We start from the raw sequence: 20,639 nt of genomic DNA, 5'->3' as shown, positions 1-20,639 counted from the left end.
AAATCCTCTTGGTGCTTCGGAAAACAGGCAAGAAAAAAGGGGCCGCGCAGCGCGCGACCCCCTGTCATGTGGTCCGGATCAGGTCCAGGCGACACGCGCCGGATGGAACTCGAACGCGATGTGGTGGCCGGCACCCACAAGCCCTTCCTTGGTGAAGTTGTAGAGCGACCGCCAATAAGGCTGGATCGTCACGCCTTCTTCCTGGATCAGCGCCTGCATGTCTTTCATCAGCGTGCGGCGTTCTTCCACGTCCGCCGTTGCCAGCGCGACATCAAGCATCTTGTCGAACTCGGCATTGGACCAGCCGAATTCATTCCAGGCCTCACCGGAGCGATAGGCCAGCGCCCAGATCTGCACGCCCAGCGGACGGTGGTTCCAGTTGGTCGAGGAGAAGGGATACTTCGTCCAGTCGTTCCAGAACGTGGAGCCGGGCAGGATCGTCCGTTTGACCTTGATGCCTGCGTCGCGCAGCTGAGCTGCCACCGCATCGGTGGTGTCCTTGCGCCAGGCGTCGTCAATGGAGAAGAGCTCGTGCTCATAATCGCCCATGCCGGCCTCATCCATCAGCGCCTTGGCGGCTGCGGGATCGACCGTGCGGGCGGGCAATTCAGCATAGTCCGGATGCATCGGACCCACGTGGTGGTTTTCGGCTTCAATGCCGCGACCGCCATAACCCAGTTCCAGCAGCACCGCATTGTCCACGGCCATGGACAAGGCCTGACGCACGCGCTTGTCTTCATAAGGTTTTACGCCATCCACTTCGGCCAGTTGGTTCGGACGGATCACAATGGTCGCCGCGGTGGCGATGGAGTTTTCGACCCAGCCGTCCAGGGTGGAGAAGATGTCGATAAAGTCGCCCTCGATGGAATAAAGCGCATCGATCTCTTCAGCTTCAGCCGCGGCCACAAAGGCAGAGGGGTCGGTGCCGTAGTCGATGTATTCGATCCGGTCCATGTAGGGTCCGCCGAAGACCTCGGTACCCCACCACGTGTGCTCTTCGTTCTTGACGATTACGCCTTTTACGCCAACTTCGAGCGATTCTGGCAGGTAAGGGCCGGTGCCGATGGGATTGTCCATCATGGAGGCCGCATCAAAGCCCGCAGGGGTGATCGCCGCCGGGTAGTCCGCCATGCCAGGGATTAGTGAGATATCAGGGCGCGGCAGGGCCAGTTTGACGGTGTGGCTGTCTACAACTGTAATGGCGCCGTCGATGGCCTGGCCTGAGGCCTCATCGATGAGAACACCGAAACGGCCCGCCATCGAGTTGCCTTCAAGGGCCTTGTCACACCAGCCGGTGATGTTGCGGGCCACGTCTTCGGCGGTGAAATCGTCGCCGTTGTTCCACTTCACACCCTTGCGAACGTTAAGCGTGTATTCGGTGGCATTGTCGTTGATTTCCCAGCTTTCCAGCAGGGCAGGGGTAAATGTGCCGTCATTTTCGTAGATGACCAGATATTCCAGCCAGCCGCGGCTGTAGTTGGCGATCTGTGACCAGTCATAGGTGCGCGGGTCTTTCAAAGCACGCACTTCTTGCTGGTAGCGGACGGTGCCGCCGGTTTGATGGCCGTCCGCGCGCGCAGGTGCGGCCATGCCGATCATGGAATAGGCAGTGGCCGCTGTGGCGCCGAACGCGCTCGCCATGGCCAGGAATTCGCGACGATTTACCGGGTCCGTGCCGACCTTCGCGGCGGACTCCACGACCGTCTTCGGCAAAGGTTTGCCGGTGCGTGTGAAAAATGTCATTTTCTTCCTCTCTGTTGGTGCGCGCATCGTCGCGCGCAGTGCCGGATTCTTGCTCCGGAGTGGTGATGCAGTTGTTCTGCTTTCTTGGCGTCCTCTCGAGGACGGCTGGAGTGTCATTGCTAGAGCTTGTGGCGTCAACCCCATCGGAGCGTCACAAGAACCCTTGAGGCGGGGAAGCCCGGACAGTGAAACGCCTGGATCGCGTATGCCTAATTCTGATCGGCGCGTGGCTTGATGTGCCTGATGCGGGAAGGGCAGGTGCAAATTTTGCTGTTGGGGGCGCATTTTGAACAGTCAGTGTCGCTCTTGCACCTTGATCGCGCGCGGGAATTTGGCAGCCATCTGGCCAGTTCTTGATACGGATCAGTCCAAAAAGAGCCAAAAAAGGCAATCAAAGCGGTTTGAATTTTTTTTACTGCCTGTTTTTTATTCAACGGCAATCCGCCCGATTTGGGTGGATATGGTTTGGTTTTGGAGGAGATGCCTAGCCATCGAATCTTCTTTTAAACCGCGCGGCCCCTTAATTTCGCCATGGGTCATGGCGTCGATTGCCCATGGTTGCCGGTGCCGCCGCCACGGATAACGATGGGCGCATCATGGGCATAGGCCACCTGCAGCACATGCGCCATTTGATCGGGTGTTTTGGACGTACCACCAGATCGCCAAAACAGCTTTTCAGTTCCGCATTCAGGATCGGGCCGTACCAACAGAAATCGCGGCTGCCTTTTTTGACATGCACAGGCGTATCCATGACGTCAATAGGGGCGAGTGCCGCCGCAACGGCGGGCCAATCGATTGTGGTTTTGCCGGAAATAGAGGTTATCCCAAAGGCGCTCCATTCAAGGAAATCAACAGGCGGCCCTGTGAAACACCTGTTTCAGAAAGGATGATTTGCAGTTCCAAACTGGGCGTGCATCGGCAAGTATCAAGTGGCTCAGATAGATGGAGAGGCCAATGAAATCCCTTTTGCCCAGCAGCATCGCGCCACCCTTTGCCCGCTATTCTCATGGCGTGGAATTGCCTGCGGGTGCACGCGTGGTGCGCACATCGGGCCAGTTGGGTTTGGCGCGGGATGGCTCTGTCCCGGACGGTGCGGAAGCGCAGGCCAAGATCTGTTTTGCGAATATCCTGGCCATTCTGGGTGAGGCGGGCATGGGGGCGGCGCAGGTCTGCCATGTGAGCGCCTTTGTCACTGACCGGGCGCATATGGCGGGCTACATGCGGGCGCGGGATGCTTTTTTGGCAGAGGTGGACGTGCTGCCCTCCTCGACCCTCATGATCGTGTCCGGCTTTACCCGGCCCGAGTTTGTTGTTGAGGTTGAGGTTTGGGCCGCGATGACGCCCTAGGTTTCTCTAGAATACTCCTTGCGGATCAGTTTTTTCAGCGTCCACACGAATGTGCCGCCGAAAAACGCCCCGGCAATCCCCAGGGTCTCGAACATCGCAGGCCCCTGAGGCATGCCCCGATATGCAATGGCGCCGATCATCAGGATCAGACCGGCGATGGAGACATAAAGCCGGAATTGCAGTTCTTTCTTGTCGGGGCCGTATTTGCTCATTGCCAGTAAACCTGGGCTGACAAGGCGCGATCATATCGCAGGTGGAAGTCATCAAGCTGTGGTGGGTCAATGCCCAGTGCGTGCAGTTGAACATGCGCCTGCCCGCGGTGATGGACCTGATGCTGGAAGAGATGCAGCAAGAGGGCCTGAACCTCTTCGTGAACCGTTTCTTCATGTCGTTCCGTCGGGCGCATTTCCAAAAGCATCTCTGGGGTCAATTTGGCGCAAAACCGGATCAGCCTTGCATCAAGTTTCGCCTGCGCCTCTGCGAGATCAGCCATGGCTGGGATGTCTTCGCGCCGGTAGACCGCCCGCCCCAGTCCTTTCTGCTCAATTGCGTCCAGATAGTAGAGGTCGACCTCATGGATGTGATTGAGCGTCCTGCTGAGGGTCGGGAAAAACCCCGGTGCGGGGTCATGGGCGGCGGTCTCCGGCAGCCGCGTTGCGGCGCCAAAGAGTGTCGCATTTGCCCAGGCGTTGTTGGCCGCCATGGTTTTGAAAGCTTCGACCATCCTTGCCTCTTCTTGAAGAAGTGAATTGTCTTTCAGCGACCCTAACAGGTCCCCCCAAGCGTGCAGAGTTTTTTGTCGGCAAAACCGGTGGTGGCTCTACGGAAAGTCGATTGCGGGCAGGATTTTGCCGGTGCAGGCGCCAAAGCCCACTTTATAGCCGTCTCCTTGTGCATGCCCGGTCAATGTCAGCGTGTCGCCATCGTCGATGAAGCGGCGCGATGTGCCATCCTGCAAAGCAATCGGTTCCTCGCCGCCCCAGCTCAGTTCCAGCAGCGAACCGCGCTGATCTTTCTCCGGGCCTGATATGGTGCCCGATCCCAAAAGATCACCTGCGTTCATCGCGCAACCCGATGACGCATGATGTGCCAGTTGCTGTGCGGCGGAATAATACATTTCCTTGTAGTTGGTCCGGGCGATCACCTCCGATGTGCCACCATCCGGTTCAATCAGTACCGCAAGGTCAATGTCGAACAACATGGGCCGCGGTTCCTGCAGATAAGGCAGCAGGTCTTTCTCGCGTTCCGGCGTGGAGGTGCGGAAGGGATCCAGCGCGGCGGCGGTCACGATCCACGGGCTGATGGAGGTGGCAAAGGCCTTGGCCTGAAAGGGCCCAAGCGGCTGGTATTCCCAGGCCTGGATGTCACGCGCGGACCAGTCGTTCAAAAGCACATAGCCAAAGATCATCTGATCGGCTTCGGCCACAGAAATCGGTTGTCCCATTTGCGTCGACATGCCGACGACCGCGCCCATCTCCAATTCGATGTCGAGCTTCTGGCAAGGGCCGAAAGCGGGCATGTCGGCATCTGGCGCCTTGGTCTGGCCTGAGGGTCTGCGGATCTCCGTCCCGCTGACGACGACAGTGCTGGCGCGGCCGTTATAGCCGATGGGGATGTGCAGCCAGTTGGGTGGGAGCGCGTTTTCAGCGCCCCGAAACATGGTGCCGACATTGGTGGCGTGATGCCGACCTGCGTAAAAGTCGGTGTATTCGGAGACGACCAGCGGCATGTGCAGGCGGACCTGAGACATGGGCACCAAATGCTGTGCGATCATGGCTTGTTCCGGCGCGTATTCTTTCAGCAATTCAGTGAGCCGGTCGCGTAGCTTTTGCCAGGCATCGGCCCCCAGCTCCATCACGTCATTCCAGAAGGGCAGATCAAAGACTGGCTCTTCGCTCAGCCTGATCAGGCCCGCAGCTTCAACCGCTGCCATGTCCAGCACCTGATCGCCAATGGCGACGCCACAGCGCGCGTCATGCGGGTCGTTGGAGAAGACGCCACACGGCAGGTTGTTCAGCGGGAAATGCGTATCGGGATCATTCGCGCTGGCAACCCAGCTTTTTGTCAGTGGCATCTGGGGCGGTCCCGATTTGACGTCCCTTGAAATACCTGCCTCTGTCTGCGGTCGAAGGGGCATTTCGGGAGATCTGTTTCAATGAAAACCGGAAACCTTTCAGTCATCCTTTGGAGTGTCTCCGCGCTTCTTGCGGGCTTGAAGCCAGCGGAACAAAAAGAAAAAGGCGACGAAGACGCCGATCCAGAATAGGAGGTCAACAAGTGCAGTGTTCATGCACAGTACTTATTTCTTCCCGGGCGTTCCGTCGAACTTTTTCTCAATATCGCGCCAACAATCGATGTAATCGTCCTGCAGCGGCGCTTCCTTCGCGGCAAATGCTGTCAGGTGCTGCGGGAAGCGGGTCTCGAACATGAAACTCATCGTATTGGCGAGGTATTCGGGCGCCAGTTCGGCGTTGGAGGCGCCGTCAAAGGCGTTCTTGTCCGGGCCATGGGGCAGCATCATATTGTGGAGGCTCATACCCCCTGGCACAAACCCTTGCGGTTTGGCGTCATAGATACCGTAGATGTTGCCCATCAGTTCCGACATGACATTCTTGTGGTACCACGGCGGGCGGAACGTGTCTTCAGCCACCATCCAACGGTCCCGAAAGAGCACGAAATCGATGTTGGCGGTGCCCTCCACGCCGGAGGGGGCGGTGAGCACGGTAAAGATCGACGGGTCGGGATGGTCGAACAGGATCGCGCCGACCGGACAGTAGGTGCGCAGGTCGTATTTCACCGGCGCGTAGTTTCCGTGCCAGGCGACCACATCCAACGGGCTGTGACCAATCTCGGTCTCATGAAACTGACCACACCATTTGATCGTCACGGTGGAGGGGGTTTCGCGATCCTCAAAGGCGGCAACCGGTGTCTTGAAGTCGCGGCGGTTCGCCATGCAGTTGGCACCGATGGGGCCACGGCCCGGCAGTTCGAATTTCTGGCCGTAGTTCTCGCAGACAAAGCCCCGGCACGGCCCCTCCAGCACCTCGACCCGGTAGAGCAGACCGCGGGGCAGGATCGCGATTTCCTGCGGCGCGATGTCGATGACACCCAGTTCGGTGCAAAACCGCAGACGTCCCTCTTGCGGCACCACCAGCAACTCGCTGTCGGCGGAGTAGAAATAGCTGTCCACCATGGATGCCGTGACCAGATAGATATGGCTGGCCATGCCGACCTGCGTGTTGACATCGCCCGCCGTTGTCATGGTGCGCATGCCCGTCAGCCAGGTCATCTCTGCTGCGCCATGCGGCACCGGATCCCAGCGGTATTGTCCCAGCGAGGTGACATCCTCGGGGATATGTGGCGCGGATTTCCAATAGGGCAGGTCGATCTTTTCATAGCGGTGCGAATGTTTGACCGAGGGGCGGATGCGATAGCACCAGGTGCGTTCGTTCTGATGGCTTGGCGCGGTGAAGGCGGTCCCTGAAAGCTGCTCGCCGTAGAGGCCGTAGTTCACCTTTTGCGGTGAATTCATCCCCTGCGGCAAGGCCCCGGGCAGCGCCTCGGTCTCGAAATCATTGCCAAACCCGGGCATGTAGCCAGCAACCGTGCCTGCACCGCTGGCTGCTTGCGTTAAACCTGTTGGTGTCACCTGTCTATTCACTGCGCGCTCCCTTGCCAAAGACCTGCGCGCTTGTAATAGTTGTTTTTGTAACTAACAAGGGATCCCAATGACGACGCCCGAAAATGACACCTTCGATTTACAGGATTTCCTGCCGTATCTGCTCAATCAGGCAGCAGAGGTCAGCAGCCTTGAGTTTCAGCAGGTGTACAAGGATCGCTATGGGATGTTGCGAACGGAGTGGCGGGTGCTGTTCCATCTGGGGCTCTATGGCAGCATGACAGCGGTTGAGATCGGGACCGCCGCGAAAATGCACAAGACCAAGATCAGCCGCGCGGTGCATCGGTTGGCGGAGCGACGGTTTCTGACCCGCAGCCGTGACGAAAGCGACCGCCGGGTGGAGCATCTGGGCCTGACAGCGCGTGGGCAGGCGGCATACAAAGACCTGCGGGAGGTTGCCCGAACCTATGACGAGACGCTGAGCGGGCAGTTTGACCCGGCTGACCTCGAAACGCTGCGCAAGGCCCTGCGGTTGCTGGCGCAAATGCCCCCGGTGGACAAGGCGAAAGGCCCCTGAACAGGCCTTTCGCGTGATGTGTCAGCTGCGGGTTTTGCGACGGTGGCGCCATCCCATGAAGCCTAATGCGCCCAGCAGCAGTGGCGCGGTTGCGGGCAGGGGGACCGGCGCAACTTCTGTGATCTGGATGGTCAGCAGATTGAAAGCACCCGGGTTCGAAGTGAAATCGATCAGCGCCGGGTTCAGTGTGTCGCCTGTTGCAAGCAACACGCCTTCGCCAAAAAGCTCATCCGACAGCGAAAGGCCTTGCTGGATAGACCCTTCGCCGGTCGGGCTGTCCTCAATGTCGACGCCCTGAATGAAGGCGGCGCCTTCAAGCCCGTTGGCTTCGGTGCCTGCGTCGTAGATTTGCCCACCGGTGACGTTGATCGTGCGGTTGCCCGTGAAGTTACCGGCTGCGTCAAAGATCTGATAGGCCAGCGGATCATCATTGCCGATGAAATGGTCGTTGGAGGGCAAAAGCATCGATAGGAAGGTGAAATAGAGCGCTTCGGACGCGTTCACCTCGAGGATGCCGGACACGCGTTCGCCGGGTTGTACCGGCGGCGGACCATTGGGCGACGCCAGCACCAGCGGCTGGGAATCCCCATCGATCGCACGGCGCTCCGCGGCAATTGTTGAAGGCATTCCCGTTTCAGCAATCAGTTCCAGCCCCGGCGAGGCCGTACCCCCCAGATCAAAGGCATCAAAATTCCCGTCGTGTAATGCGGTGTAGAGCGGTGTAATCGACAGACCACCGGGAGCCTGATTGTTCGTCACGGTGATCTGGAGGGTGGTCGCCTGCGCCGAAACGGCGACTGTCGCGCCCATGGCAGTTACGGCCAGAGCCAAAAGGTTTCTGGATACAAATCTCATTTTTCACTCCTGTCAGATGAGCTCTCCGAATGGAAAAGCTGCGGCACCTTAGGAGCAAGGTCTGATCACCTTATACTCACACCTGCGTGACACCAGCGTGCCTACCGGGGTTGTGAAAAAAACTGAAATTTCCGTGAGTTGGCAGGATCAGAAATCGACGGAAACGCCCGGCAGTTCCAAGGCTTTCATCAGGTCACGCAGCTCCTGCCGGGCTGCCACGTTAGAGATGTTGAGCTGTTTCACACCAATGTCCTTGAGGTCGAGCAAGGTCAGACCTCGCGGGAACAGCTCTCGGAAGACGACGCGTTCGGAAAACCCGGGCGCGATGCGAAATCCAATGCGTTTGGACAGGTTCTTGATCGCACGTTCCATCTTTTCCTTGTTGACCATGCGCTGCGCCCCCATGCGGTTGCGCACCACGATCCAGTCAATGGGGGTGAGGCCGGCCTGTGCCCGCAATTGTCGCGCGTTCCAGACCATTTCCGAATAAACCGAAGGGCCGAGAATTTCGTCCCCCGAGGAATCCGTCCGGGCCAGCAGGTCGAAATCCACGAAGCTGTCATTGAGGGGGGTGATCAACGTGTCCGCCAGCGAATGCGCCACCTGGCTCAAGCGCGTGTGCGACCCCGGGCAGTCGATGAGGATGAAATCATTGTCCGGTTCCAGCGAGGCCACGGCTGCCGAAAGGCGATGATCATAGATGTTTTCGCCGGGCTTCAGGCTGTCAGCTGATATCTCGGGCAACTCGTGTGTGCTCGGGCTTGCGAGCTCCAGCCCGGCTTTTTTGAGAAAGGATTTCCGGTTTTCGGTATATCGCCCAAACGTGCGCTGGCGCAGGTCCAGATCGAGGGCGCTGACCTTGTGTCCCATGCGCGCAAGCGCCGTCGCCACATGCATGGAGACAGTAGACTTCCCCGCGCCGCCTTTTTCATTCCCGACGACGATAATATGCGCCATGTGCCCGATCCTTTGCCCCAGCTGCTTTATGCGGCTTTCTATTGGCGGGCACTATATGTTGGGTTTCGAGATTTGGGAAGGTGTACAGAGGCTGAATCTACCGCTGTTTTGCGGCAATTCAGATGTTTTGGAGCGCGTGGTGATCTGCGGGCAAGGGCAAGCAGTGGGTATGACCCGACAGGTGTTCTGAGGTCAGAAATCGCTGATTTCCCTTAGCTGATTGTAAACCAGTGCCCGATATGAACGCTCCGATGAGTTTGGAGCTGCCATGCCAGTGATTGCATATGCATTTGTTTTAACTGTCGCACTGCTCGCGGGGCCTGCCATTGTGCTGGCCAATGCAAAGCCGGTTCCCGGAGAAATCGTGCTGGTTATTTCACCGAACGAACGGGGGCGTGCGGCGTTGATCCAGCAGTCTGGCGGCAGAATTCTTGGTCCGGAAACGGCGCTTTTGGGGGCGCTGGCTATCTCGGATAACCCGGACTTTCCCGACACGTTGAAATCAGATGGCGCTTGGTTTGTCCTGGATGGCAGACAATTCGCGTTGTTGTGTGGAGTTGCAATATGAATGTGGTAGCGAACGAGAGTAACGGTGTGCTGGAGGAGAAGCCGGACACATCCCAGATGCGCCTTGCCTTGGGAAGTATTGCGCTGGTGCCGGTGTCACTTGGTGCCGCAATGCTCGCCCAAACGCCGCTCTTGATCGTGGGTGCAATGGCTGCATTTTTTGCCATCGTCGCGTTGACGGGCGCGAAAATGCAAACGGTGCATGGACGCATATTTGTCGCATTGGGGCTGGTCGGCCAGGCAATTTGCATAACTGCCGCGTTGTCGGGGCATCCCTGGCAGATCGACAGCCATATGATTTTCTTTGCCGTTTTGGCGGTGTGTATGGTGATGTCGGAACCGATTGTCATTCTGGTTGCTGCCGGGGCCATCGCGGCGCATCACCTTGGTCTGTCCCTGTTCCTGCCTTCCATGGTCTACCCGTCTTTCGATCTGGCGCAAAACCTGCAGCGGACTGCGGTGCATGGTGTCATCGTCGTCGTCGAGGCGGCTTTCCTGTGGACCGCATTGCGTGCCCGCAACCGCGCCTTGGCCAACAGTGTCGCGAAAAGCAAAGAGGCGCAGGCATCGGCTGCGGAGACGCGCACCGCATTGGCGGCGGCCGAAGCGGCGCGTCTTGAGGCGGAAACCGCGTTGCGCGACACCAAAGAGGCGCAGAAAGAGGCGCTTGAGGCCCGCGCGAAGGCGGAAGCGGGCACGGCCGAAGCAGTCGAAGCTGACCGGAAAGCCCGCGCGTTTGAATTGGAAGAGCGTGAGAAACGTGCCGTGATCGAGCGGGATCAGCGGGCAGTTGTGGAAACACTCCGCACTGCGCTCAAACACCTCGCAAACGGCGATCTGTCCAAGCAGATTGATACGCCACTGCCCCAGAAATACGAAGATCTGCGAGCAGACTTTAACAAAGCGGTGTCAGAGTTGCGGGAGGCGATCGGGGCCGTCCAGCACAACGCTGGTATCATCAACGATGACGTTGGATCTGTTGAGGCAGCCGCCGAATCTTTGGCAAAACGCACGGAGTCCCAAGCGGCAACACTCGAAGAATCGACCGCTGCGATTTCCCAGATCGCAGTGAATTCACAGCAATCGGCGAAGAGTGCACAACAGGCAGATGAGATCGTGCGGACAGCGAAGACGAGTGCTGATTCATCTGATGAGATCGTTCGAAACGCCGTTCAGGCAATGGGTGAAATCGAGGAGTCGTCCGGTAAGATCAGCAAAATTGTCGATGTTATTGAGGACATCGCGTTTCAGACAAATCTTCTCGCTTTAAACGCAGGAGTTGAAGCCGCCCGCGCTGGCGACAAGGGCCGTGGGTTTTCGGTGGTTGCGTCCGAAGTGCGCGAGCTTGCTCAACGCTCATCAGAGGCTGCTCGCGAAATTGGCAGCCTCATCGAAAACAGCGAAAAACAGGTAGCAACCGGGGTGCAATTGGTCAGCGACACTGGTGTCGCCATTAGTAAGATCAACGCGGCGGTTGGGGAGATTTCGTCGTTCGTAGCAAAAATCAAGGTTTCTGCGGAAGAGCAATCTCTCAGTATTTCGCAAACCAATGATGCGATGGTGCAGTTGGAAAATGTCACGCAACAAAATGCCGCGATGTTTGAAGAATCCAATGCTGTGACCCATTCTTTGGCAAAGCAGGCCGGGTTACTTCAGACGACATTGGGACGTTTTGAGATGGGTGGGCATCGGGCCGTCAACACGCCAATTCACGAAAAGGCTAGGGAAACGGAAGTGCCGTCTGTAGCCCAGATGGAACGCAATGCGCCCGCCGCGAGACTATTTGAGGGAAATGCGGTTCTTGCGCCACCAGAAGAGGATCTTGATTCCGGTTGGGAAGAGTTTTGAGCGGACCAAGATGTTCATTTGCCAAGACGATATGCCTCGTCTGTACAGAGTTAGCAGCAGGCAATTGGATATAGTGGAACGGTCTTAGGTGACAAAAAAGGCTGCACCGAAAAGGTGCAGCCCGTGTTCGTCAGATCCGGCGGGTGTTTAGAAGCCCAGGCCCGCGTATTTATTCTTGAACTTGGACACGCGGCCACCGGTGTCCATCAGGCGCGATGTTCCGCCAGTCCATGCGGGGTGCACGGAAGGATCAATATCCAAAGAAAGCTGATCGCCTTCCTTGCCCCAGGTCGACTTCATTTCTACGATCGTGCCGTCGGTCATCTTGACGTTGATCGTGTGATATTCGGGATGTGTATCGGCTTTCATGAGACCGGTCCTTACGCGCTGGCGCCCGATTTGGGCTTGTAGTGAGTGTTTTCGGCGATCCGTGCGGATTTGCCGCGACGGCTGCGCAGATAGTAGAGCTTGGCACGACGCACGCGGCCACGGCGTACGACGGTGATGCTGTCGATGTTTGTCGAATGCAGCGGGAAAACACGTTCCACACCTTCGCCAAAGGAAATCTTGCGCACGGTGAACGACCCGGCAATGCCATGCCCGTTGTTGCGTGCGATGCAAACACCTTCGTAGTTCTGCACGCGGGTGCGGGTGCCTTCAGTCACTTTAAATCCAACGCGGACCGTATCGCCGGCGCGGAAATCGGGGATATCTTTCCCAAGAGCGGCGATTTGTTCCGCTTCGAGTTCTGCAATCAGATCCATCTGATCGTCTCCTATGATGCTCGTGGTTTTGTCCACGAAGATTTACCGCGTCTCAGAGCTTCCGGTCTGTCATCGGGTCCGCGTATCGCGCCCGCCGGAAGGGTTCAAACGTCATTCCTGGTTTTGTCCGTCTTCTGGGCGTTCGGTGGGTGACAGAGCAACCCACCAGTCAGCACATAAGAAACGGGTCCCGAGCCGCTGTTGCGACTCCGAACTTGCGCGGTATAGGGGGGAAACTCAATGAGATCAAGACTAAACGCATACCGATGATCAGGCTTGATCACCATGTTTCCGGGCGCTTATGAAGCTCTCGGTTAGAAGACCCACGCCAGAAGGAAAACAAATGCTGTTGTCTTCAGGGAGGGCCTGTTTTGGCTTTCGGAGGGGTGTCGCGAAAACCTCTCGACGCCCGGCGGGCTCTCTACCGATGGGGAACCGACGTCACGCGATTTCGGCAAATCGTATCGGCAGGGCACGGCGCAAGACGGCGACAGAAACGCGTGCCTCAGAATGCAGATGCGCCGCATCGTCGAATTTGGGCTCAGCTCTTTTAGCAGCAAGAGAAGCCGGACGGTAAGCGGCAACAGGGGCAGGCGTTTGGCGTGCTGGCTGGACCGGGATAACGACGTCCTCGGATAGGGTTTCACGCACATGGCGTGGCTCAAAGCGCGAAAACTTTTCGGCAGACGTCGCGATGATGCGGTCATGCTTCGCGGTGTTTAGTGTATTGAACAGTCTCAACATGTGACATCTCCCCAGACTTTCACTTTGGGAGAGTGTCTCCAGAAACTTTGACGAAACTTAGTCAAATTGATCTTAATTTGCGGCAATATTGGGGCTTGTTAACCAGTCTCGAAAGACAGCGCTGCGCGCCTAGGGCTCGTCTCGCGCCTTCTCCCAAAGATCGGGACGCCGTTGTTTAGTCAGTGCTTCCGACTGTGCGCGGCGCCATTCCGCGATGTCGCCATGGTTGCCCGACATCAAGACATCCGGGATTGCGCGATCTTCCCATATTGCCGGGCGGGTGTATTGCGGATGCTCCAGAAGGCCATTCGCGTGGCTCTCTTCCACGGTGCTTTGCGCATTTCCCAGCACGCCCGGCAGCAGCCGTACCGTCGCATCAATCATGGCCTGCGCGGCCAATTCACCGCCCGTCATCACGAAATCACCCAAAGACACTTCCGTAATGTCAAAATGCTCAATCACGCGTTCGTCGACCCCCTCGAAACGGCCACAAAGCAAGGTCACACCATCACATCGCGCCAGATCACGCGCCATCGCCTGATCAAACGGCCGCCCGCGTGGTGACATATAGAATATCGGCCAACGCCCGCGCGCGTGAGATTGCGCGGCGGCGAGAGCAGGTCCAACGACATCCGCGCGCAATACCATGCCCGCACCACCCCCGGCAGGCGTATCATCAACATTGCGGTGCTTGCCGATCCCGAAATCACGCAGATCATGCGTGTGCAATTGCCAACGACCGTCCTGCAACGCTTTTCCGGTCAGCGACAACCCAAGCACGCCGGGAAACGCATCCGGAAAGAGCGTGACAATGCGCGCTTGCCAGACGCCAGCCAATTCTGCGTCCGTATCCATCAATGACCGTGGTTTCAGTGTTGGCCGAATGGTCTTGCGACCGTGAGATTTCGGAGTGTCGCTCATTTTTGTCCCATCTGCTGAACCCATATTCGGTTTTTGTCCCGGTGGGTACAAGGGGCGAACCCCTGTCGTAACCTGTTGTCTCTTCTTTGCCGCGCGTGTGGCATCAGCTAACTGGCGGGATCGGTCGTATTCATTTGGTGCTGCAGGTTGATTGTTTATGCTCTCAGACGAAGGGTCTGCCAGAGCGCGCGGCGATCGAGCAGCAGGATCAAAACAACCCATCAGGCGGATCCGCGACAATGCGTCCTGCGCCGAGGTCGACCGTTGGGACAGCGGCAAGCGTGAAAGGAAGTAGCACAGTCTCCGATGAACTGGGGCGCTGCACTTCCAGCAGGTCACCCGCCCCGTGGTCCAGAACATTCTTGACGCGTCCCAACATGGTGCCACCCGTGTCCAAAACCTCCAGCCCAATGAGGTCGGTGTGATAGTATTCATCGTCCGGCAAGCTCGGCAACTGATCGCGGTTGGCAAAAAGCTGTACGCCTTTCAAGGCGTCAGCGGCCTCTTTCGTGGCAACTTCGGCAATGCGCGCGACAAAGCCGTTTTTGATGGGCCGGATCAGCGCCAGATGGAAGGTTTGCCCCTGATCTTCCGAGGTCAGCGGGCTGTAAGTTTCGATGTCTTCGGCGACAGCGCAAAAACTCTTGATGCGCAGTTCGCCGCGCACGCCATAGGCCCCCCCGATGGCACCGACACAGATTCTGTCTTCGCTCATTCCTCTGCTCCCAGACACAAACCTTCAGACATTGCACCGCCTCGATCAACACAGGCGTCGCGATGCGCCGCCCGTTCAAAGAATATGCCGGTTACAAATGCAACGACGATCAGGATCAGGGTTCGAATGGGTCTGAACATGATCGCTCCAAACGTGGTGTGAAAAAGGCGCCGGCCCCATGAAAGAGCGCAGCGCCGTTCTTGCCCAGCCTATGGGTTGGTCCGCTCAAAAAGCTCCGATTACTCGGCGCCTTCTGCTGCAGGAGCCTCCTCGGCAGGCGCTTCTTCCGCCGGTGCCGCAGCTTTAGCCGCCTTCTCTTCGGCGCGTTCCTGGGCTTTCTTGCCTGGCGTGCCTTTGTTGGGGTTGTTGCGCTCGGCTTTCTCTTTCAAGCCAGCCGCTTCGAGCATGCGCGCAACGCGATCTGTGGGCTGTGCGCCCTGGCCCAGCCAGTGCTGAACGCGCTCAACATCCATTTTCACGCGCTCTTCGCTGTCTTTTGGCAGCAGCGGATTGTAGGTGCCCAGCTTTTCGATGAAACGGCCATCGCGTGGCATGCGGCTGTCTGCGGCAACGATACGGTAAAACGGGCGTTTTTTGGAGCCGCCACGGGCGAGACGAATTTTCATAGCCATAGTTTATTTCCTTTTGTGTTCAGTAGGTAAGGTGGATTTCAATCCATCCTATGATTGGTGTGTTTGATGGTGCTGAATCACTTCAGCGATGATGAAGTTGAGAAACTTCTTGGCGAATTCCGGATCCAGATCGGCCCGGTTCGCCAAATCTTCGAGCCGCTCGATCTGTGCGGCTTCGCGCGCAGGATCGGACGGGGGAAGGTCGTGTTCGGCTTTGAGTTTCCCCACAGCCTGCGTGTGTTTGAACCGCTCGCCCAGCGTGTAGACGAGGATCGCGTCGAGCCTGTCGATGGAGGCGCGGTGTTCTTTCAGCACCGCGGCGGCGCGGGTGACAACATCAGTCAATGGCCCATCCTTTCGGTTTGAAGAGAGGATCGGCGTAGTGGCTGATCTCCATTTCGATGCCATGCGCCAGCTGCGATCCCTTGAGATCGGCAGGGGCTGGATGGCGGTAAACGGCATCATTGCCATCGATGGTCGCGGCGTCATGGTCCTTGACCGCGCCAAGACGTTCGGCGAGCCGGATACTGTCGAGGTTCTTGGGATCGATGTAGCTGACGGCAGCGTCCCAGCCCTTCTGGGCGTATAGGTAATCGCGCACCGCATGTGTGGCTTCCAGCGCGTAGCCATGGCCTGCCTTGTCCGGCCAGATCACCCAGGCGATTTCAGCCTCTGGCCAGGCTGCGGGTTTCCAGGCGCCCGCCATGCCATAGGTCTCATCGGTGGTTTTGTCGTGGATCATCCACATGCCATAGCCACGGATCTGCCAATGGCCAATCTCGGCGGCATAGAGCATCCACGCTTCATAGGCGTTCAGGGGGCCGCCCATATACCGCGCGCGGTAACTGGTAAATGTTGCCTTGAAGTCCGGGTAATCTTCCGGCTCCGGGCCACGCAGGCTCAGCCTGTTGGTTTCCAGCTTGGGGATCTGCGTGCTCATGCGGATGCCCTCGGATGACGGTAGACCAGCCCGGGTGTTTCGGGCTTGGGCTGCAGGGCTTCGCGGTCAAGTGTGGCTCCGAGGCGCTCCGCCAGTGCAATTGACGCGGCATTATCCGGATGGATGTAGCTGACAATCGTATCCCAATTGAGCACAGTCCAGGCATGCGCAATGCAGGCCTCCGCGGCCTCGCGCGCGATGCCCTGACCTTCGCTGGCGGCGTCAAAGAGCACCCACCCCACTTCCTTTTCCGGCCAGCCATGGGGATACCAATGTCCGACAATGCCAAGAGGATCATTCGATCCCTTGCGGGTGACGACGAACATGCCAAAGCCGCGAATGGTCCAGTGACCGATTTCAGTGCCAAAGAAGTTCCAAGCCTGCCGGTCGGTCATCGGCCCGCCGGTGTATTGCGACCGATCCGTCCTGTAGAATGCCATGAAGGCTTCCGCATCAGACGGTTGGGGGCCGCGCAGGATCAGGCGTTCTGTTTCGAGCGTTGGAAACTCTGTCATCATGCCCGTCCTTCCGGGGCCGGATGCCGATAAACCAGAATGTCGTCCGGCATGGCCGCTTCGGCCTTCAGATCGCGGCGCGCGCCAAGGCGTTCGGCCAGTTTGCAGGACCGTGTATTTGCAGGCTCGATTGTGCTGACAAGCGTTGGCATTTCCAGCACCGCATAGCCGTAGTCGCGCGCGGCGAGCGCTGCTTCGCGGGCATAGCCTTTGCCTTCTGCAACCGCGCGCAGCATGAAACCAAGCTCGGCTTCGTGATCGCCCGGTTCAAACCCGAGCAAGACAAACCCCAGAACGGTACCGTCTGATTTCAGCTCCACGGTCCACAGACCATGGCCGCGCAGGGTCCAACCTGCGATCATCTGCGTGAAGTCGTACCAGGCCGCCTCGCGGGTCGGGTCCTCAAGGATATGCTGACCACGGGGGCCCACAGTGATTTCGGCGTAATACTTGAAGTCGCCTATATGAGGCGCGCGCAGGCACAGCCGTTCGGTTTCCAGGACCGGTACAAGCGATTGGAAATTTGCGGCCAATGCCGCCGCGGCACCGATGGACGGTGTCTCACATGGCAATGTGTTCATGCGATCAACCCGAGCTCGGAGGGGGTGGCGCCCTGCAGCACCGGGCGGGTAAAGCTGCGCTGGTAAGACAGAATGCACTTGGTTTTGGCGGCAAAGGCAAAAGCCGCCTGGCATTCGCCATCCTCGGCCATCTCGGCGCGGTAGGCTTCGTAAGCGGCCAGCGACGGGAAGGAAAACATGGCCCAGGCCAGGTCATTTGCGCCTTCGTGCGGCAGGAAATAACCGTGATGCGTGCCGCCCATCCGGGTCACCAAATGGATCCAGACCTTGGCATAGGTCTCGAATGCGTCCACCTGATAAGGGTCGATCCGGTATGTGAGCGTGCAGGTGATCATTTCTTCTTGCCGAACCCTGACAATCCCGGGGGCAGGGGCATGCCGCCGCCACCACCGAGGCCACCCAGACCGCCGGGCAGCTTGCCCCCCATGGCTTTGGCCGCCGCTTCAAGCTGTTTGGGATCCATCTGCGCGGGGTCCATGCCGCCCTTACCCATCATCCCCTTCATGGCCTGTTTGAGCATGCCGCCTTTGCCCATTTTGCCCATCTTCTTCATCATGTCGCCCATCTGGCGCTGCATCTTCAGAAGCTTGTTCAATTCGGAAACCTCGAGCCCTGCACCCTTGGCAATGCGCTTTTTCCGGGAGGCCTGCAGGATCTGCGGATTGGCGCGCTCTTTCTTGGTCATGGACTGGATGAGCGCGATCTGGCGACGCAGGATGCTGTCGTCAAACCCGGCATCTTCCACCTGCTTGGCCATTTTGCCCATGCCCGGCATCATGCCCATCATCCCCTGCATGCCGCCCATCTTCAGCATCTGTTCCAGCTGCATCTTGAGGTCGTTCATGTTGAACTGCCCCTTGGCCATGCGCTTCATCATGCGCTCGGACTGTTCCAGCTCGAGCGTTTCCTGCGCCTTCTCAACCAGCGCGACGATGTCGCCCATGCCGAGGATACGGCCAGCGATGCGTTCCGGCTCGAAGGTTTCGATGGCGTCCATCTTCTCGCCGAGGCCCACGTATTTGATCGGTTTGCCGGTTACAGCACGCATCGACAGTGCCGCCCCGCCGCGCCCGTCGCCGTCCATCCGCGTCAGCACGACGCCGGAGACGCCGATCTTGTCGTCAAATTCGGTGGCCACATTGACCGCGTCCTGACCGGTTAGACCATCGACCACCAGCAGGGTCTCACGCGGGTTGGCCACGTCGCGTACGGCCGCGGCCTGCGCGATCAGCTCCTGATCGATATGCAAGCGGCCCGCGGTATCGAGCATGTAGACGTCGTAGCCGCCCAAACCCGCCTGGGTCTTGGCCCGTTTGGCGATGGCGACGGGATCCTCGCCTTTGACGATCGGCAAGGTGTCCACACCTATCTGTGCACCCAGGATCGCGAGCTGTTCCATCGCGGCGGGCCGGTTGACGTCAAGCGAGGCCATCAGCACGCGCTTGCCGTCGCGGTCCTTGAGCCGTTTGGCCAGTTTCGCCGTCGTGGTGGTTTTGCCGGAGCCTTGCAGGCCGACCATCAGGATCGGCGCTGGCGGGTTGTCGATCTTCAGGGCACCCGGTTCACCTTCGCCTTTGAGTACGTCAATGAGCGCGTCATGCACGATCTTGACGACCTGCTGACCGGGCGTGATCGATTTGGTGACCGCCTGGCCTGTGGCCTTTTCCTGAACCGCTTTGACAAAATCACGCGCCACAGGCAGCGAAACGTCAGCCTCCAGCAAGGCCACGCGCACTTCGCGCAGGGCGGTTGCGACATCCTCCTCGGAAAGCGCACCCTGTTTCGTCAGACGGTCAAAGACACCAGAAAGGCGCTCGGAAAGATTTTCAAACATGGGCCATGGCCCCCTTTGGTTCGGTTGCGATACCCCCGATGTAAGGAGCATGCGATCAATGCACAAATGCCCGGGGCCATTTCGCAAGAGGGCAAAACCAAATGGCTTTGCCCCCGTGGGCGCAACGCGCTGACGGAGGGCGATCCCGAATGGTTCGGGACCGGAAGATCGAGGCTTCCGGATGTTGTGACGGCGTTTAGGCTGTGGGCCTTGCGGAGTCAAGCCAGGCATTGATGCGCTGCACGATCTTTTCCGCCTGCGGACCGCTGCGATAGCTTTGCGTCAGCCCGTGACGATTTTCCAACCGGTCTGCGCCAAGCACAAGTGCTACGCGGTGCGTGTCTATATTGTCATGATCGCCTTTGCGGGTCTGGATCATTGCCCGGGTCACATCGGATAGCGGATGGATCTGGCGCTCATCCCCTGACATCCGACGTCTCTGCAGACTGCAGATTTGTGCGCGTCGGTCAAAGACCACCTGCACCCGTTCGACCGCGAACCACAGGGAAGGCCCCATTAATAGAATTGTGATCACCAGGATAAACAATGCCTTGCCGGTGTCCTTGGCCGAATAAGCCGAAAACGCAGCGTACAGCAGGACCAAAATCATGGCCACCAATGCCAGTGACAGCAGAATAGGTCGACTTTCAATCACCAGCCGGTCCGGAGTGTCGATCAAGATTTTCATGCCCACAGAGATGCAGATGATATTGGTGTTTTCTGGGCCGTTCCCGCACAAAAAAATGGCGCCGGGAATGGTCCGGCGCCACCTTGCTCGATGTTCGGGGATGTGTCTGCCCTCAGGCGGCCAACGCGTCGATTTGCGCGTGAGCCCCTGTCACGGCCTTTTCTGCATCCGCCATCACCCGGTCAGCGGCGATGATCTCGACATCCGAAATGCCGATGAACCCCATGATGTGGCGCAGGTAGCCAGAGGCGAAATCAATCTCAGACCCAACCGGCGTCCCTCCGGTCGCCAGCGCGATCACCGCACGCTTGCCCTCCAGCAGCCCTTTTGGCCCGTTTTCAGTGTAAGCAAAGGTGAGCCCGGCGCGGGCGATCAGGTCGATCCAGGCCTTGAGCGCGGCCGGGACGCCAAAATTATAAACCGGTGCGCCGATCACGATGACGTCGGCGGCTTTGATTTCGTCCACAAGCGCATCAGAAAGCGCGAGTGCTTGTTCCTGCGCTTCGCTGCGTTGGTCGGCGGGGGTGAAGTTGGCGTTGACCCAGGCTTCGTTGATTTGGGGCAGCGCGTCGGTCAAATCGCGGCGGATAACGTCACCGCCCAATTTCTCGACGATGCGTGAGGTCAGCTGGCGGGTGGTGGAACCGGCAAGGCGCGCGGATGCATCAATGTGCAGAATGGTCTTTGTCATTGCAGAGGTCCTGTTATCAGTGGCACGAATGTTGTGTTGTGCAACAAATATGATTATTGCAATTTCGAACGCAATTGGCGTTATTGAACAAAAATCGTGCG

27 protein-coding genes are annotated in these 20,639 nt (G+C 58.4%); 4 read left to right on the top strand and 23 right to left on the bottom strand.

The genetic code is table 11. The features are described from left to right. Positions 1 to 78: 78 nt before the first annotated feature. On the bottom strand, positions 79 to 1,743 hold the full coding sequence (locus Q1A20_RS12265; protein WP_299408061.1) for an ABC transporter substrate-binding protein: 1,665 nt from the start codon (positions 1,741 to 1,743) through the stop codon (positions 79 to 81). 954 nt (positions 1,744 to 2,697) lie between these two features. Here Q1A20_RS12265 and Q1A20_RS12260 point away from each other — a divergent pair. After that, positions 2,698 to 3,090, top strand: coding sequence for a RidA family protein (locus Q1A20_RS12260; RefSeq protein WP_299408059.1), 393 nt, complete (start codon positions 2,698 to 2,700; stop codon positions 3,088 to 3,090). On the opposite strand, the gene Q1A20_RS12255 is transcribed toward Q1A20_RS12260, so the two are convergent. From Q1A20_RS12255 to hmgA, 4 genes are all read right to left on the bottom strand, one after another. Further along, positions 3,087 to 3,302 carry a hypothetical protein gene (locus Q1A20_RS12255; protein ID WP_298974736.1) on the bottom strand — a complete coding sequence of 72 codons (216 nt, stop codon included), beginning with the start codon at positions 3,300 to 3,302 and terminating at the stop codon, positions 3,087 to 3,089. The two genes, Q1A20_RS12260 and Q1A20_RS12255, sit on opposite strands and share 4 nt — an antisense overlap. After that, positions 3,299 to 3,814, bottom strand: coding sequence for a DinB family protein (locus tag Q1A20_RS12250; protein ID WP_299408056.1), 516 nt, complete (start codon positions 3,812 to 3,814; stop codon positions 3,299 to 3,301). The genes Q1A20_RS12255 and Q1A20_RS12250 overlap by 4 nt, the downstream gene beginning before the upstream one ends. 96 nt (positions 3,815 to 3,910) lie before the next feature. Next, positions 3,911 to 5,164: a fumarylacetoacetase gene (fahA, locus tag Q1A20_RS12245; RefSeq protein ID WP_299408053.1), complete on the bottom strand. Its 1,254-nt coding sequence runs from the start codon at positions 5,162 to 5,164 to the stop codon at positions 3,911 to 3,913. 225 nt (positions 5,165 to 5,389) lie between these two features. Beyond that, positions 5,390 to 6,682, bottom strand: a complete 1,293-nt coding sequence (gene hmgA / locus Q1A20_RS12240; RefSeq protein ID WP_298975003.1) for a homogentisate 1,2-dioxygenase — start codon at positions 6,680 to 6,682, stop codon at positions 5,390 to 5,392. Between the two features lie 136 nt (positions 6,683 to 6,818). Between hmgA and Q1A20_RS12235 the strand changes: the two genes are divergently transcribed. Then, a complete protein-coding gene (locus tag Q1A20_RS12235; RefSeq protein ID WP_298974739.1) occupies positions 6,819 to 7,286 on the top strand; it encodes a MarR family transcriptional regulator in 468 nt (155 codons plus the stop codon). Between the two features lie 21 nt (positions 7,287 to 7,307). Here the strand turns inward: Q1A20_RS12235 and Q1A20_RS12230 are convergent, their stop codons facing one another. Together Q1A20_RS12230 and Q1A20_RS12225 are read right to left on the bottom strand one after the other, a co-directional pair. After that, positions 7,308 to 8,141 (bottom strand): spondin domain-containing protein, encoded by an 834-nt coding sequence (locus Q1A20_RS12230; RefSeq protein WP_299408050.1) that lies wholly within the window; start codon positions 8,139 to 8,141, stop codon positions 7,308 to 7,310. A 147-nt stretch (positions 8,142 to 8,288) separates the two neighbouring features. Further along, entirely contained in the window at positions 8,289 to 9,098 is an 810-nt protein-coding gene (locus tag Q1A20_RS12225) for a division plane positioning ATPase MipZ (RefSeq protein ID WP_298974741.1), read from the bottom strand. A gap of 268 nt (positions 9,099 to 9,366) precedes the next feature. Between Q1A20_RS12225 and Q1A20_RS12220 the strand changes: the two genes are divergently transcribed. Then, a complete protein-coding gene (locus Q1A20_RS12220; RefSeq protein WP_298974742.1) occupies positions 9,367 to 9,666 on the top strand; it encodes a hypothetical protein in 300 nt (99 codons plus the stop codon). Positions 9,667 to 9,761: 95 nt separating this feature from the next. Here Q1A20_RS12220 and Q1A20_RS12215 read toward each other — a convergent pair whose 3' ends face one another. After that, a complete protein-coding gene (locus Q1A20_RS12215) occupies positions 9,762 to 10,106 on the bottom strand; it encodes a hypothetical protein (protein ID WP_299917001.1) in 345 nt (114 codons plus the stop codon). An 18-nt stretch (positions 10,107 to 10,124) separates the two neighbouring features. Here Q1A20_RS12215 and Q1A20_RS12210 point away from each other — a divergent pair, with 18 nt between their 5' ends. After that, the gene (locus Q1A20_RS12210) at positions 10,125 to 11,513 is read left to right on the top strand and encodes a methyl-accepting chemotaxis protein (protein WP_299917000.1); all 1,389 of its coding nucleotides are present in this window, start codon (positions 10,125 to 10,127) and stop codon (positions 11,511 to 11,513) included. Between the two features lie 147 nt (positions 11,514 to 11,660). Here the strand turns inward: Q1A20_RS12210 and rpmE are convergent, their stop codons facing one another. From rpmE to Q1A20_RS12135, 15 genes are all read right to left on the bottom strand, one after another. Beyond that, on the bottom strand, positions 11,661 to 11,882 hold the full coding sequence (gene rpmE / locus Q1A20_RS12205; RefSeq protein ID WP_298974744.1) for a 50S ribosomal protein L31: 222 nt from the start codon (positions 11,880 to 11,882) through the stop codon (positions 11,661 to 11,663). A gap of 11 nt (positions 11,883 to 11,893) precedes the next feature. Beyond that, positions 11,894 to 12,277 (bottom strand): 50S ribosomal protein L19, encoded by a 384-nt coding sequence (gene rplS, locus Q1A20_RS12200; protein ID WP_299408044.1) that lies wholly within the window; start codon positions 12,275 to 12,277, stop codon positions 11,894 to 11,896. Positions 12,278 to 12,718: 441 nt separating this feature from the next. Next, positions 12,719 to 13,021 carry a hypothetical protein gene (locus Q1A20_RS12195; protein WP_298974746.1) on the bottom strand — a complete coding sequence of 101 codons (303 nt, stop codon included), beginning with the start codon at positions 13,019 to 13,021 and terminating at the stop codon, positions 12,719 to 12,721. 129 nt (positions 13,022 to 13,150) lie between these two features. Then, positions 13,151 to 13,942: a tRNA (guanosine(37)-N1)-methyltransferase TrmD gene (gene trmD, locus Q1A20_RS12190; RefSeq protein ID WP_299408041.1), complete on the bottom strand. Its 792-nt coding sequence runs from the start codon at positions 13,940 to 13,942 to the stop codon at positions 13,151 to 13,153. A 208-nt stretch (positions 13,943 to 14,150) separates the two neighbouring features. Then, positions 14,151 to 14,657 (bottom strand): ribosome maturation factor RimM, encoded by a 507-nt coding sequence (gene rimM / locus Q1A20_RS12185; RefSeq protein ID WP_299408039.1) that lies wholly within the window; start codon positions 14,655 to 14,657, stop codon positions 14,151 to 14,153. Then, positions 14,654 to 14,797, bottom strand: coding sequence for a hypothetical protein (locus tag Q1A20_RS12180; RefSeq protein ID WP_298974749.1), 144 nt, complete (start codon positions 14,795 to 14,797; stop codon positions 14,654 to 14,656). Before Q1A20_RS12180 ends, rimM begins: the two co-directional genes overlap by 4 nt. Positions 14,798 to 14,896: 99 nt before the next feature. Beyond that, the gene (gene rpsP / locus Q1A20_RS12175) at positions 14,897 to 15,289 is read right to left on the bottom strand and encodes a 30S ribosomal protein S16 (RefSeq protein ID WP_298974750.1); all 393 of its coding nucleotides are present in this window, start codon (positions 15,287 to 15,289) and stop codon (positions 14,897 to 14,899) included. Between the two features lie 48 nt (positions 15,290 to 15,337). Further along, positions 15,338 to 15,634 (bottom strand): chorismate mutase, encoded by a 297-nt coding sequence (locus Q1A20_RS12170; protein WP_298974751.1) that lies wholly within the window; start codon positions 15,632 to 15,634, stop codon positions 15,338 to 15,340. Further along, positions 15,627 to 16,229 carry a GNAT family N-acetyltransferase gene (locus Q1A20_RS12165; protein WP_299408037.1) on the bottom strand — a complete coding sequence of 201 codons (603 nt, stop codon included), beginning with the start codon at positions 16,227 to 16,229 and terminating at the stop codon, positions 15,627 to 15,629. The genes Q1A20_RS12170 and Q1A20_RS12165 overlap by 8 nt, the downstream gene beginning before the upstream one ends. Then, complete coding sequence (locus tag Q1A20_RS12160; protein WP_367180895.1) at positions 16,226 to 16,747, bottom strand: GNAT family N-acetyltransferase; 522 nt, start codon at positions 16,745 to 16,747, stop codon at positions 16,226 to 16,228. Before Q1A20_RS12160 ends, Q1A20_RS12165 begins: the two co-directional genes overlap by 4 nt. Then, positions 16,744 to 17,325: a GNAT family N-acetyltransferase gene (locus Q1A20_RS12155; protein WP_299408032.1), complete on the bottom strand. Its 582-nt coding sequence runs from the start codon at positions 17,323 to 17,325 to the stop codon at positions 16,744 to 16,746. Before Q1A20_RS12155 ends, Q1A20_RS12160 begins: the two co-directional genes overlap by 4 nt. Then, positions 17,322 to 17,660 carry an NIPSNAP family protein gene (locus Q1A20_RS12150; protein WP_299408030.1) on the bottom strand — a complete coding sequence of 113 codons (339 nt, stop codon included), beginning with the start codon at positions 17,658 to 17,660 and terminating at the stop codon, positions 17,322 to 17,324. Before Q1A20_RS12150 ends, Q1A20_RS12155 begins: the two co-directional genes overlap by 4 nt. Next, complete coding sequence (gene ffh / locus Q1A20_RS12145; RefSeq protein WP_299408027.1) at positions 17,657 to 19,159, bottom strand: signal recognition particle protein; 1,503 nt, start codon at positions 19,157 to 19,159, stop codon at positions 17,657 to 17,659. The genes Q1A20_RS12150 and ffh overlap by 4 nt, the downstream gene beginning before the upstream one ends. Positions 19,160 to 19,355: 196 nt before the next feature. After that, complete coding sequence (locus tag Q1A20_RS12140; RefSeq protein ID WP_299408025.1) at positions 19,356 to 19,847, bottom strand: hypothetical protein; 492 nt, start codon at positions 19,845 to 19,847, stop codon at positions 19,356 to 19,358. 112 nt (positions 19,848 to 19,959) lie between these two features. After that, positions 19,960 to 20,538 carry an NAD(P)H-dependent oxidoreductase gene (locus Q1A20_RS12135; RefSeq protein ID WP_299408023.1) on the bottom strand — a complete coding sequence of 193 codons (579 nt, stop codon included), beginning with the start codon at positions 20,536 to 20,538 and terminating at the stop codon, positions 19,960 to 19,962. Between the last annotated feature and the right edge of the window lie 101 nt (positions 20,539 to 20,639).

The organism is uncultured Roseobacter sp. (assembly GCF_947501835.1).
In the GTDB taxonomy this organism is placed as follows: Bacteria; Pseudomonadota; Alphaproteobacteria; order Rhodobacterales; family Rhodobacteraceae; genus Roseobacter.
Note: the sequence above shows the minus strand (reverse complement) of the source record. Positions and strands in the feature narration are given on the sequence as shown.